General features: G+C 40.1%; 9 protein-coding genes and 1 CRISPR repeat array. Of the genes, 3 read left to right on the forward strand and 6 right to left on the reverse strand.

What is annotated here, in order from left to right:
* Positions 1-69 precede the first annotated feature (69 nt).
* Positions 70-1,053, reverse strand: coding sequence for a CAF17-like 4Fe-4S cluster assembly/insertion protein YgfZ (gene ygfZ, locus AACU25_RS08710; protein ID WP_096574793.1), 984 nt, complete (start codon positions 1,051-1,053; stop codon positions 70-72).
* A gap of 290 nt (positions 1,054-1,343) precedes the next feature.
* Between ygfZ and cobJ the strand changes: the two genes are divergently transcribed.
* The 3 genes from cobJ (at position 1,344) to AACU25_RS08725 (ending at position 4,582) form a co-directional block, all read left to right on the forward strand.
* Positions 1,344-3,080, forward strand: a complete 1,737-nt coding sequence (gene cobJ, locus AACU25_RS08715; RefSeq protein ID WP_096574794.1) for a precorrin-3B C(17)-methyltransferase — start codon at positions 1,344-1,346, stop codon at positions 3,078-3,080.
* 747 nt (positions 3,081-3,827) lie between these two features.
* Complete coding sequence (locus AACU25_RS08720) at positions 3,828-4,094, forward strand: DUF2934 domain-containing protein (protein WP_096574795.1); 267 nt, start codon at positions 3,828-3,830, stop codon at positions 4,092-4,094.
* A gap of 137 nt (positions 4,095-4,231) precedes the next feature.
* Positions 4,232-4,582, forward strand: a complete 351-nt coding sequence (locus AACU25_RS08725) for a hypothetical protein (protein WP_096574796.1) — start codon at positions 4,232-4,234, stop codon at positions 4,580-4,582.
* 95 nt (positions 4,583-4,677) lie between these two features.
* Positions 4,678-6,162: direct repeats of the CRISPR family, unit length 37 nt; unit sequence GTTTCAATCCCTAATAGGGATTAAGTGAAGTTTAAAC.
* 597 nt (positions 6,163-6,759) lie between these two features.
* Here the strand turns inward: AACU25_RS08725 and AACU25_RS08730 are convergent.
* The 5 genes from AACU25_RS08730 to AACU25_RS08750 form a co-directional block, all read right to left on the reverse strand.
* A complete protein-coding gene (locus tag AACU25_RS08730) occupies positions 6,760-6,921 on the reverse strand; it encodes a hypothetical protein (protein ID WP_190445880.1) in 162 nt (53 codons plus the stop codon).
* Between the two features lie 1,201 nt (positions 6,922-8,122).
* Positions 8,123-8,908 (reverse strand): HAD family hydrolase, encoded by a 786-nt coding sequence (locus AACU25_RS08735; protein WP_096574798.1) that lies wholly within the window; start codon positions 8,906-8,908, stop codon positions 8,123-8,125.
* Between the two features lie 216 nt (positions 8,909-9,124).
* A complete protein-coding gene (locus AACU25_RS08740) occupies positions 9,125-9,307 on the reverse strand; it encodes a hypothetical protein (RefSeq protein WP_096574799.1) in 183 nt (60 codons plus the stop codon).
* A gap of 1,465 nt (positions 9,308-10,772) precedes the next feature.
* Positions 10,773-12,314 (reverse strand): hybrid sensor histidine kinase/response regulator, encoded by a 1,542-nt coding sequence (locus AACU25_RS08745; protein WP_096574800.1) that lies wholly within the window; start codon positions 12,312-12,314, stop codon positions 10,773-10,775.
* A 17-nt stretch (positions 12,315-12,331) separates the two neighbouring features.
* Positions 12,332-13,813: a PAS domain S-box protein gene (locus AACU25_RS08750; RefSeq protein ID WP_096574801.1), complete on the reverse strand. Its 1,482-nt coding sequence runs from the start codon at positions 13,811-13,813 to the stop codon at positions 12,332-12,334.
* Between the last annotated feature and the right edge of the window lie 255 nt (positions 13,814-14,068).

Genomic DNA, 14,068 nt, shown 5'->3' on the forward strand with positions numbered 1-14,068 from the left:
CGATAAGATTATTGTATGTACCAGAAGATTATGGATGCCGTGCCCATACTTAATGAATATCTGAAACCCTCAAGGATATTCGTGAGAGACAAAGGGAACTGCAACTATTTCACCAGTTGTTTCTCCTACTTGCACTTGCAAGCCAACGCCACCTGCTTTGGTGCGAATGTAACCTAACCCAAAATAGCCTTCGGCTGTTTCTATGTAACTGGTGAGTTTGCCGACTTTTTCATCTCCAACGGTAATTGTTGCACCTATTTCCGCAGGAGCATTTAGTTTAATTCCCCAGAGGTTTTGCTTGACACCTTTATATGTATTTAAGCGGGCGATGGTTTCTTGACCGATATAGCAACCTTTACTAAAAGATATAGTCTGCCATAAACCGACTTCTAAAGGATTGTAATCATCTGTCAATTCTGCATCTGGGGTTGGTCGCCCTTCTAATATTCGCAACGCATCCCAAGCGCGATCGCTCAACTCGACTGCGCCTAATGCTAAAATTTCATTCCACAGCTTTTGTTTTTCTGCAACTGGCAAAATTAAGGTATATCCAGGGGAAGCCAAACCGCTACCAACAGCAACAATTACTCCATCGTTAACTAAAATATGATTGCCGTAGGGTTGACCAATAATTGCCCCAGCACCTAACTTTTCAATAATCCCATCACTACCAGGGCCAATTAAACTTAAGGTGGCTGTTTCATCAGTCACATCGGTTAATTGCACTTTATCAGCAAAAAAGATATAGCGGTCTAACCACTGCATGATAAATTCACGGCGATTAGGCGAAACCAGCAATAACACCGCATCCTCTAAAACATAGGCAGTGACTAAATCTATCGTCCGGGCGGTGGATGTCACCATCACCGTATCACACCCTTGCCCAGGCTTAAGACTTTGAAAATCGTTAGTACTTTGATTGTGTAAAAATCTGATGCGGTGGTCATCAGAAACACGGATAAGTCCCCAGTGAGAGCGATCGCATACAACAACCCCTTCCTTTACCGCTTGGATAGCTGCTGCGTCTTGAGCGTCAATTGCAGATGTTGGCATGGTAATGCAGAGTTGCTCTGTGTCAGTGTTTTCGCATTGGAAATATTAGCAAATTAAGGGGCAAAGGGGAATAGGGCATTGGGAATAGGGCATGGGGCATGGGGCATTGGGCATCGGTAATTGGTAATTGGTAATTGGTAATTGGTAATTGGTAATTGGTAATTGGTAATTGGTAATGGGATTTCTCCCCCAATCCCCAATCCCCAGTCCCCAGTCCCCAATCCCCAATCCCCAATCCCCAATTTATGGTTTGATTTGAAACATATCAAAAATTACGTTCCCTAACTTTTATGATGTCGAAGGTTGCACCTGCTGTTGTGGTGTTGGGTCAAAATAGTGTGGCAGTAGGAAGGAAAATCATCAGTGTTTTGCCAGGGGCGACGCTATACGGTTTGGCGGGGCGCACTAGTGAGGTGGATGTTAGTTTTAGTAATTTTGGTGAGACGGTACGGGATTTGTTCGCCCAAGGAAGCCCGGTAATTGGGATTTGTGCTGCGGGAATTTTGATTAGAACTCTAGCACCGATGATTTCCGATAAGCGACAGGAACCGCCAGTAATAGCTGTAGCTGAGGATGGTAGCGCTGTGGTGCCGCTTTTGGGCGGGTTGAGTGGGGTAAATGATTTAGCACGTCGCATTGCTGAGGTTTTTGATATCAAAGCCGCAATTACAACTACAGGCGACATCCGTTTTCGCACAGCGCTGTTGTCTCCTCCGGCTGGATATCATTTAGCTAACCCTGATGATGCGAAGAAATTTATTTCGGATTTGCTAGCTGGGGCGCAAGTGAAGTTAGAAGGAACAGCGCCTTGGTTGAGTGAGAGTCAATTGCCTATTGCTCTTAATGGAGAATTAACTATTAAAATTAGCGATCGCTCAATCAATCCTACACCCGATTGTCTGGTTTACCATCCCAAAACAATTGCGATCGCAATCTCGGAAACTTCGCAATCTCACGATCAACTATTAGCTTCAATACAGCAACTATTAAAAGATGCAGAACTTGCACCTGCATCAGTAGCGGGATTATTTGCACCCATTGCTAGCGCCGCCTATCCTGCAATTCATACTGTAGCTGAAGCTTTGCATGTGCCTGCAAGGTTTTTTACCTCAAATCAATTAGAAAGTTTGTTATCACAGGGTTATAGCCCCGCCCAAGCAGCAGCCATCGCCGCCACAGGTGTATCAGGGGAATTAATGGAGGTAGAAGCAGGAGAAATTGCGATCGCAATTTCCCCCCAACCCATCGACCCTAGCTGCATCGGTCAACCACGTGGGCGATTAGCTGTGATTGGTACGGGGCCAGGGAGTCAAGAGTGGATGTCTCCAGAGGTGAAAGCAATCCTCAAATCGGCTACTGATTTGGTAGGTTATACAACTTATTTAAATTTGGTTGGTTCTCTCGGTGAAGGGAAGCGAAGACATGATTCCGATAATCGCGAAGAAATCTCACGGGCGGAACTGGCGCTAGATTTAGCAGCCGAAGGGCGATATGTTGCTGTGGTGTCCTCTGGTGACCCTGGGATATATGCAATGGCGACAGCAATTTTTGAAGTACTCGATTACCACGCTAAACCGGAATGGGACAGTATCGATATTCATGTAGCACCGGGAATTTCCGCCATGCAAGCCGCAGCCGCGAGTATTGGCGCACCTTTGGGGCATGATTTTTGTGCAATTTCCCTTTCCGATATTCTCAAGCCTTGGTCAATTATTGAAGAACGCATTGCCGCAGCTGCCCAAGCTGATTTTGCGATCGCCTTTTACAATCCTGTGTCGAAAGAGCGTACTTGGCAATTGTCCGCAGCGAGAAATATTCTACTGCGTTACCGAACAGCTGATACCCCAGTAGTATTAGCACGTAATCTCGGCAGACCTGGACAAGCTGTGCGGGTAATTACTTTGGAAGAGTTAACACCAGAAATAGCAGATATGCGAACGATGATTTTGATTGGTTCTAGCAAAACACGGAAGATTCAGCGCCCTGACGGTAGTGTCTCCGTTTACACTCCCCGCAGATACAGTTAAAATCGCGTTGCCAGAATATCAAGTTCGGTAATGGGTAATGGGTAATGGGAAAGAGAAATCCCGTTTTAATACTACTCATACCATTTAGGACTTACGCAAGTGTCATATTTTTTTCGTTTAGGTTTGTCCAGGGTCAAATGTCAAGAGTCCAAAAAACCTTAATTTTTGACCCTTGACTCTTGACTATTGACTCTTATGCCAGAGGATCACTGTGCCAGTTGCGTAAGTCCTGCCATTTTCAAAAAAGAATGCGACAGATGGGTAGGGGCACGGCACCAGTCACTGGTGTCAACTTAACGTGAAACCTGCTTGGTTGCAAGGTTTCGCCCTCACCCCCAGCCCCTCTCCCCCTGGAGAGGGGAGCAAGAGATTTAGTTCCCCTTCTCCTGCGGGAGAAGGGGTTAGGGGATGAGGGCGCGAGGTATTTGTACAACGCCCGCCCTATATAGCTTTTAGCTTAAGTTGACACCAATGGGCACCAGTAAGATATTTGATATGCCAAAAGATTGGGGATGCCGTGCCCTTACAAAGAATTTATCTGTCGCAAATATTATTTGAATTGGTATCAGATAAGCGTTTTGAACTCAAAATTGGTTTTGGGGAACAGGTTAAAGGTTAAGGGTTTTTTCTTTCCTTTTTCCCCTTAACCCAAAAGTATTAAATAACGTTTACCAATTACCAATTACCAATTACCAATTACCAATTACCAATTACCAATTACCAATTACCAATTACCAATTACTAATTATGCCTTACGATATTTTGATGTGTCCCGGGGAAAAATGCCCCATTCAGCAAGAGTGTTACCGTTTTACTGCTGAAATTTTAGGTCGTCAGGATTTTTTCGGAACAGCACCGTATAGTTTAACGACTAATTCCTGTGACTATTTTATTAGTAACCACCCAGATGAAAATCAAATCCGGTTAAGAGCTTATCAAATTTGGCAACAAGCTGGTTACCCTGATGGCAAGTCTGTAGAACATTGGCTTCAAGCTGAAAAGGAGTTGATGTAAAAAGCATTACATATTTACCTTCCGAGCTATTCTGAATTGAATTTGGCTGGGTATACCAAATTCCTGATGCCTATTAGCTTACCCTGTAAGATGAAATCGGCTCATGTGAGCAGTCGAAATTCTTCACCTGGAAACTCATGAACAAATTTTTACTTCACTTGCTTTCGACTCCTGTACTGATAAGCTCTATCTTGTCTATGGGAGTGACAATCAATCAAGCTCAAGCAGCAGATCCAGTACCAGCAAATACTGACCGTCTATCTTGTATCCGCAATAAGCACAAAGTTGGTTTAGTCTGTATGAGAGTTTCTGTATTGGCTCAAATACCAGAGTATCAGCAAGAAGCACAGCCTTCTACAGATGGTGTACCGATGTTAGAGTTTAATGATCAAGAAAGCGATACTGCGATCGCATTATTTGGTTGCGATTGTCCAGCTTGCATCAATTCCTTACGTCAAATGCGCGGCGTAACTCCCTTAGTGTATTAGAATCTCTAACAAATGAACTACCCACAGTTCAGGCGGAGCCAACTGTGGGTAGTTCATACTAGTCTATTGCAGTAAACATCTAGTTTTTTAATATCGTTTCAATCCCTAATAGGGATTAAGTGAAGTTTAAACCTTTCCTTGCACCCACTCATCCCATGCAGCCTTGATGTTTCAATCCCTAATAGGGATTAAGTGAAGTTTAAACTACAAATCAGAAAAGGTAGAAAATCTGGGAAGCCGTTTCAATCCCTAATAGGGATTAAGTGAAGTTTAAACCGGCTGCTAATGTTGCACAGGGTTTGAGTAACGTGTTTCAATCCCTAATAGGGATTAAGTGAAGTTTAAACATTGGCATTGATACAGCTGCGGCTGGTTTGATTTTGTTTCAATCCCTAATAGGGATTAAGTGAAGTTTAAACGAAAACTTGGTATTATTTCAGCCAAATCTAGACTTTGTTTCAATCCCTAATAGGGATTAAGTGAAGTTTAAACTCTATTTTTTACGGACACCCGGATAAACCTAAAGTTTCAATCCCTAATAGGGATTAAGTGAAGTTTAAACATATTCAAGCCACGAATCAACTTACTATCCTGAAATGTTTCAATCCCTAATAGGGATTAAGTGAAGTTTAAACCCAATGTCAGGTTACTCCAACTAATAGCGGTAGTAGGTTTCAATCCCTAATAGGGATTAAGTGAAGTTTAAACTTCTATTGCAATTTTTGGGCAAGTTTCTATTTTTGTTTCAATCCCTAATAGGGATTAAGTGAAGTTTAAACTATTGTTTATTAAGTATGCAGAGTCTAAGCCTGAGTTTCAATCCCTAATAGGGATTAAGTGAAGTTTAAACCCCAGCTTGGTGTGTTTCCGGTGTAGATCCATTGTTTCAATCCCTAATAGGGATTAAGTGAAGTTTAAACCATTTAAAGGAATCGAAGTAGTAGCTTAAGTATTTCGTTTCAATCCCTAATAGGGATTAAGTGAAGTTTAAACAGATTGCATCTTATTTGCAAAATAAGGAGGCTGATGTTTCAATCCCTAATAGGGATTAAGTGAAGTTTAAACCAATCTCTGCAACTACCGCAGGGTCGCTGTCAGATGTTTCAATCCCTAATAGGGATTAAGTGAAGTTTAAACGAAACTCAAGGGAATAGTTGAAATACTTGTATTTGTTTCAATCCCTAATAGGGATTAAGTGAAGTTTAAACTTAAATTTTCTTTGTAGTATTCTTCTCTAGTGGATGGTTTCAATCCCTAATAGGGATTAAGTGAAGTTTAAACATCTTTCTGTTTGTCCAAAAGAAAATATACTAGATTGCATTGTTTCAATCCCTAATAGGGATTAAGTGAAGTTTAAACTATCCTCTTCTTGAAGTGCTTTCAGTGCCGACAAGTTTCAATCCCTAATAGGGATTAAGTGAAGTTTAAACCTTAATTGACATTCCTATAAATAATGATTATGTAATGTTTCAATCCCTAATAGGGATTAAGTGAAGTTTAAACTTTCTTATGTGGCCACTCAATTGGGTATCACGCCAAGAGCGTTTCAATCCCTAATAGGGATTAAGTGAAGTTTAAACAGCGGAAGCCCCAAAGCCAATGTATATATAGTTTTCAAGGTTCGGTTGCGCGGACAGTGCAATCATAACATAAGCAATAATGAAACAGCAAACCCAAAATGGCTGAAAGTCAATCTCTGTAAGGTGCGCGGGTGATTGGACAGCAATAAATCAGTAGAAGCCTTATATACAAATAGTTTTAACGGTTTTTGGTGAGATTACTTTTTTAACACCTACCCATCCGCGCATTCTGGCAAGAAAAGAGTATGGTTGCGGGCGGCTGATATTCAATCATAGCAGCACAGGCAATGCATTAGGGAAGGCTAAAACATCAATTATTGAGAGCTAGTTAATCGAAAAATTGGCTCGTTGGTTGTGAAGGAGAGCTGGTTGTGCGTGAAGGAGATCTGGTTGTGCGTGAAGGAGCGCTCATTGATAGACAACCCGATCACGTTGGTTATGAAGGAACCGATGTTCTCTATGGATGAGCGCTCGTTGATAGACAACCCGATCACGTTGGTTGTGAAGGAACCGATGTTCTCTATGGATGAGCGCTCGTTGATAGACAACCCGATCACGTTGGTTNTGAAGGAACCAATGTTCTCTATGGATGAGCGCTCATTGGTAGACAACCCGATCAGGTTGGTTATGAAGGAACCAATGTTCTCTATGGATGAGCGATCGCAAGCTATGTAGACGCAGTCTATCCGTAGAAATCGCATCCAGTAGTGCTAATTGTTGACTTTGTCTAGTATGTATAGGCGCAGGGAAACTACGCAATCATACTCAGCAATGAAGTGTGTAAATATATTTGTCAACTGCCTCACACAACATAATAGCCCAGTTGCAGTTATACCAATACTTGTCGGTTAAGGGTAAAAGGGGAAGGGTAAAAGGGGTAAGAAAAAACCTTTAACCCTTACCCTTTCACCTTTTCCCCAAACTAAATTAAGAGTTTAACATCCTTAACCGAGCAGTATTGGCAGTTATACTACAATCTCACCTTTGCTCAAAAAGCAGGGTGTATTAATTATTTCTATAATTATTGCGGTATTTAGCGTCAGTAGCGAAGTAGTGCTAATCTTTAATGTACTTAGGTTTTTTCTGTACTGTCTGCATTCTTCTAGCTGTGCTGTTAAAGGTTGTTTAAAAAGTGGTTGGCTGTGATTTTAGAGATTTATTGATCCCCCCTACCCCCCTTAAAAAGGCTACGGAGTATATACAAGTTATCGAATTATTCCCGTTCTCGAATTACCCCACCCTAACCCTCCCCTTATAAAGGCTACGGTGTACACACAAGTACTATCTGTAAGGGTTTCAGGCGTTAGGGACTTCCAGAAAATAAATTATCCAATTTACTTAGATAATATTTTTCTTTCTCCCCCTGCTAAGAGCTCCCTGCCCCCCTGCCTACTCAGCGACGGGATATTTTTTTAGTTGGAAGTCCCTTATAGACCCCTGAAATTGTCATTACGAGCGCAGCGAGGTAATCACATAATCCCGTGGTTTTTGCGATTGCTACCCTGCGGGAAGGCTCCGCCTACGTCGTTCCTCTTGGCTGTGGACAGGCTTCGAGAGCGATCGCACAACCATTAGCTAGATGATCAAACCAAGCACTAGGGGGAATTTTAAGACTTGTGTGTACACCGTAGCCCACCAGGAGAGGGGAGCAAGAGATTCAATTCCCCTTCTCCCCCAGGGAGTCATGGTTGGCGACTGTACAGCTTATTTTGCTTAAGGAGCAAGAGATTCAATTCCCCTTCTCCCTGGGGGAGAAGGGGTTAGGGGATGAGGGCGCGAGGTTTTTGTACAACGCCCGCCCTATATAGCTTTTAGCTTAAGTTGACACCAATGACTGCTGCCGTTTCTCTACAAAAAATTTATCGGACGCAAATATTATTTTTTGCAGTTGGTTGACTGGCGACGCATCATCCACTACGAATGTCAGAAAAACTAGCCCCTGATTTCTTCACTGCAGAATTCAACTCCAATTTGAGAAGTTATAACCAAACTGAGAAAGAGATAATAGCTGAATGCGTTGGTCATTATCGGCTGTCTCTCTTTCCGATTGAGTATTGTAGCCCCAGTCTGCCAAGAAAAGCTTGACATCTGCAAGGTCTGATTGCTGTTGTACTAATTGCAATGTCTTGAGCCTATCTTCTACAAACCAGAGACTAACAGGCTTTTGAGTTGCTGTCTGGATTAATTCGCGGAGAATTTCGTATTTAGGGCGTTTCTCTTCTTTGCCAAAAATCTCTTGGGAAGATAACTCTACACCTTCTTGCTGCAATAATTGCTGGACAAAACGTCCTTCTTTGGTGGTGACAATATATAAGCTAACTGCACTAGCAATAGTTGCTTTGATTTTGTCGATTACACCAGGATAAAATCTATGCAGACTTAACCAGCCATTCAAATCAGTAGCAATCCATTCATCCCGGATATTATCTAGTGCGGTAGCAATTTCTCTTGCTTGTAGCTTGTGGTTTAACAATATTTGTGGAGCAATTTTTACCCAATCTTGCAGGATATTGTCATCCGCAATCCCATCTACTAATGCTTTGATTAAAACAGGCATTTCCCAGCCTGTTTCAATTACTGGTCGTAGCCGATAAAATCTCGAAGCCAAATTATCGGCTGGTGTATTGTTAGCAGGCGACCAGATTTTACAATAGGTGCGCCATGCTACCTCAAAATATTCAATTAGTCCATCGCAAATCACTCCATCAAAGTCTAGGGCTAAAATTGTGGGATTACTTGCGGTCATGGTTTGGAGGATGAAAACTGCTTTGGTTAGCTTATCCGATCCTGCAACAATTTTTCTGTATCAATGCTAGTGCATCGCGGCAACAGTTTCTAACCAGTCGTGATGGTAGTGCAGAGTCCTGAGGAGCCACTGCGTTGGATGGGGTTTCCCGGGAATCGCGCAAGTGGCGTTGCTGAGTTGAATTTTGTACTGATTAGTTATTTGTGCCAGTCTGCACTAGTTGTCATTTTTTTCTGACCAGTCCACAGGTTCTTGTGTAACTTCCTTTGATTGCATAATGTCTAGTGCATCTTGGTCTGCCATTTCGATAATTGCTGCCACATATTGCCGTACCTGTTCAGCAACATCCGGTTTCCATTGACGCAATTTTGTATCTAGAGTTTCCGCTAAAGCTTCCATAGATACCTCTACCATGAATGAGTGTGGTGCCTATTACCATGTTAGAGTATCTAAGCCAGAGGTTGCTCAACAATTACCTTGATCGCCAGTAAATTTAGTTAACTGAAATAGCTGAAATTCAGATTATACAAGCGTTTGAGTAAATTTTTAGTTTAGCGGTTGAGCAGTATCTAATAATAGCTGCTAGGCTAATTATGGTTCAGCGTTTGGTATAATCGCAAATTCAAATAATGTTTGTAGTATATCGATCATTTGTAGGGGCACAATCTTTCTCAGCCTACTTATATATCGGTAGCATTTTTTCAAAGTATGATTCCAAGAAGAAAATATATTGATAATTGTAGTGATGAGATTTAGAAGATAAGATTCATACTTTAAATATTGAAAAATTCTGTTTAAATACTTAATCGCTATTAGAGGTTGTTTGAAAAGTTTTTCCCTGTGATTTTAATTGCACTGTTACCCCCCTTAATCCCCCCTTGTCAAGGGGGGAGACCGGAAAATCCAGTTCCCTCCCCTTAGAAAGGGGAGGGCTAGGGTGGGGTAAAAAATATTTGATACACTATTACAGACTTTTCAAACATCCTCTTAGATGCGATCGCACATCTCAAAGTATCGGCTGCTGTCGTTAAAAATTAGGAGATGAAGGTTTCACAATTTCTGTTCCTCCTTCTAGAGTTAAGAATTATTTCTAAAAACGAGATATTTGCCAAATTTCATCTGTTGATATTTGTGTATTGAGCAAAAATTCAATTTACTAATCGACTTTATTTATGATGAGAGCGCTATAATTTTACAAAAATCAATATTCATTTACTAATAAAGACATTAATTTGCGAACTGCGACATACAATGTGCGAATGTACAACATGAAAGAGACTTGGCGTAGCCAAGCCTCTGTATATACCAAGCATTTACTACACCATGCTTAATTTAGACTGCCTCCGACACTAGTTCATCATCCTAGAGGATGTGTGCAAACAACCTGAAGACAGATTAAAAATTTACTTGTGAGTTCTGAAAAAAAAGGTTTGGTCGCGAGCCAAACCTCGATCATTGCTGTGCTTAACAACGTACTAAATTAATTTAGACCTACTCTCATTACAGATCATCTTCCTTGGGGATGTATCCAAATATGCCAAAAACTGCTAATGGATTACTTGCTTGATCAACTTAATTTGTGAAAAATTATACTTTTATAGTTATTTACTTATATGAATAAATAAAAAGCTATGAAAAAGGCTCGGTTAAAACCAAGCCTCCAGATATACCAGGTGTTTACCATATATAGCTAATTTAGACATACTGGGCTGAGATATCATCTTTCTATCTGGGGTTGACAAATTTTATAATATTTGATATTCGACGGTTCAATATATATAAAAAATGTCGTAAATTTAATCATCTTATAATTACTTTGGCAAAATCAATTACATATTTTCGAGTGATTTTTGGCTTACCTTCTTTACGATTGCTGTGTTGTACTAGTTGGCGCTAAATCAGTAAATATGAGGCTAAATGTCGTTCTTCCGTCGCCACTTTCTACTTGAATGCTTCCTTGTAGCTGTGTGACTAACTTCTGCACTATGGCGAGTCCTAAGCCTGTACCGCCTTGATTCCAGATATCGGCATCAGGGATGCGATAGAATTTTTCAAAAATGCGCTGCAAATCTAAAGCGGGAATTTCTGCTGTATTGCTGACAGTCATTATGGTTTGCGCTGGTATCACAGAAGTGTTGTAAGACACGGTAATGATAATTTCGCCACCAGATGGAGTGTATTTACAAGCATTATTCAGCAATTCTATTAAAATACGTTCCAAGCTGGTACGGTCTGAGATAACTGTGATTTGATTTGGAGGTAGATTTAGCTGTAGAGTTTGCTGATGTTCTTGAACACGGGCTTGGAATGGTTCGATCACTAAAGGTAACCACTGCTCTAATACTAAAGCATCAGGCGCTAGAGGCAAATAAGATGAATTTTCTAGCCTTTGTAAATCTAACAAATCATTGATCAATTCCATCTCGCGATCGCACTCTGCTTTGATAATATCGAGATAGCGCTGAAATTCCTGAGATAGTGGAGAAACTTCTAGTAATTGAATCATCCCTTTCATATTACTTAAAGGTGAGCGCAATTCATGTGTGACTAAATTTAAAAAATCATTTTTAAGTTGATTAAGTTCTTGCAATTTGGCTACTATTTGTGCTTGTTCTACTTGCTTTTTACGAGCCTCTATAGCGGTTTTTAGCTCAGTGATATCTCGAAATATTAACACTGCACCCATAATATTATTTTTATCATCTCTAATCAGGGCAGCACTATGATCTATGGGAATTCCGTTACCATTTCTCCCTATCAAAATTGTATTTTCTGGTAATTGATTAACTACACCGTCTTGCAGAACTTTCTTGAGAGGATTTTCAACAGGTTGAAGAGTTTCAGCATGAGCAAGATTCAAGATTCCTGATGAATTTCTACCCATCGCTTCTGACTCTTGCCAACCTGTCAATTTTTCTGCTACAGGATTCATAAAATTGACTACTTCTTGCGTATCGCTGGCAATTACAGCATCGCTGATGCTTTTTAGCAAAGTAGATAGCCATTTTTGATTATTTCTTAATTGCTTTTCTAGCTGATGTTTAGTCAGGGCTATTTCAATATTAGTTTGTAATTCTCTTTCTTTAAAAGGTTTGAGTAAATAGCCAAATGGATCTGTTACTTTTGCTCTGTCTAATGTATGATCATCTGCATAAGCAGTCAGATAAATAATCGGTATATCTAAATGCTTATGAATTTCCTGAGCTGCTTCTACGCCATCCATTTGACCTTTTAATTTGATATCCATTAGCACTAAATCTGGTGATAACTCTAGTGCTTTATTAATAGCTTCTTGTCCTGAAGACGCAACAGCCGGAACGGTATAACCAAATCTAGTGAGTCGATTACGTAAATCTTTAGCAACAATAGCTTCATCTTCTACAACTAATATGTTGGCGTTAGTCATTTAATAAACCTGTGTATTTAAACTAGAGAAAATGCGATCAAAAACTCTACCCCGATATCGTTCCTAATTGTGATATCGCCTGTCAACTGACTGGCTAAAGCTTCTACTAATTGCCAACCTAATGATGCTGTTTCGGTAAAGTTGAAATTTTCTGGTAACCCAACACCGTTATCACTAACAGTCAGGGCAATTTGATGATTAGCTATTTCTTGGATGGCAATAGTGATTTCACCAGGTCTTCCTCCAGGGAAAGCATATTTTAAAGAATTAGAAACAAGTTCATGAATAATTAAACCACAAGGTACAGCTGTATCTAAACCAAGTAAAATCTCATCATCAATATTAATTTGTACAGTAATCGCACCATCATAGACATCGTATGATGTACATAAACTAGCAACTAACTCTTGAACATATTCACGGAAATTAATTCTAGATAAATCTCCCGATTGATACATCTTTTCGTGAACCAAAGCCATTGATGCTATACGCTGTTGGCTTTGTTGAAATATTTGCAAATCCTGTTTATTTGTAATGTATTCCGATTGCAAACTCAGTAGGCTAGAAATTACCTGAAAATTGTTTTTAACTCGATGATAAACTTCTTTTAATAAAACTTCTTTTTCTCGCAGTGAAGCTCGAATCTGTTCTTGAGAACGCTGGCGATCGCTAATATCTTCAATCACAGAAATAAAATACTTGGGATTACCAAAACTATCCCGCACTAAAGACACAGTCAGACTAATCCAGACGAGAGAATGATTTTTGCAAAAAAAGCGCTTTTCTAAAGTGTAGGTTTGAATTTCACCTGCTATTATCTGCTCAAGATAGTTGAGGTCGGCTGCCAAATCATCTGGGTAAGTAATATCCTGAAAAGTTAGTAATTGCAATTCTTCAAAGGTATAGCCAACAATATCACAAAATCTCTTATTCACTAGTAACCATCTTCCATCTGTTCCTACATGAGCAATACCAACAGCTGCTTGTTGAAATGTTGCCCGAAATTGCTGTTCGCTTTCTCTTAATGCTTCTTCAATGCGCTGGCGTTCGGCAATTTCTGTCTGTAGTGAGGAGTTAGTTGATGTTAACTCTGCTGTGCGTTCTGTAACTATATTTTCTAATCTTTCGAGTATTTGATTAAGATTTTCTTCTGCTTGTTTACGTTCGGCAATTTCTTTCGCTAATTGAGCATTTGCAGCTTCTAGGATGGCAGGACTAGGTAAAGCCAAGGCTTGCGGAACTAATGGTATCAATTCTATGGCTGTGTATACAGAAACAAGAGCAGTTATAGCTTTAATCAAGCCAGATACCCAATAGATAGGATGCCAAAGTGTCCACACTTCCATAATGTGGGTTGTGCCGCAAGCTATGATGAATGTACTAAACAATAGAAAAATCCAATTAAAAGGCAAATCTTTTCGCTTGTGGACAAAATAAACCAAAATTATGGGAATTGAATAATAAGCTAGTGCAATTAGTAAATCAGAGACTATATGCAATCCAACTAGTTGTGGTTGCCAAAGATAGCAATGTCCATGAGGGATATATTGCTGAGGAAAAAAAAACTATTTAGCAATTCCATAACTAAAATTAATGTACAAGAGAAGTTATCACTTCAACATTGAATGTTTAAAGTGGAAATTGCCAGCCTCTTTTCAGGCAAGCCTTGTGATAGGGATCTATAATTCTCTAGCCTTCTTACTTATTTAACTGATAAATCAGTTTGTTTACCTGAAATTGTAATATTTATTGTC

The sequence above is a fragment of the Tolypothrix tenuis PCC 7101 genome (assembly GCF_963874875.1).
Classification (GTDB): domain Bacteria; phylum Cyanobacteriota; class Cyanobacteriia; order Cyanobacteriales; family Nostocaceae; genus Aulosira; species Aulosira tenue.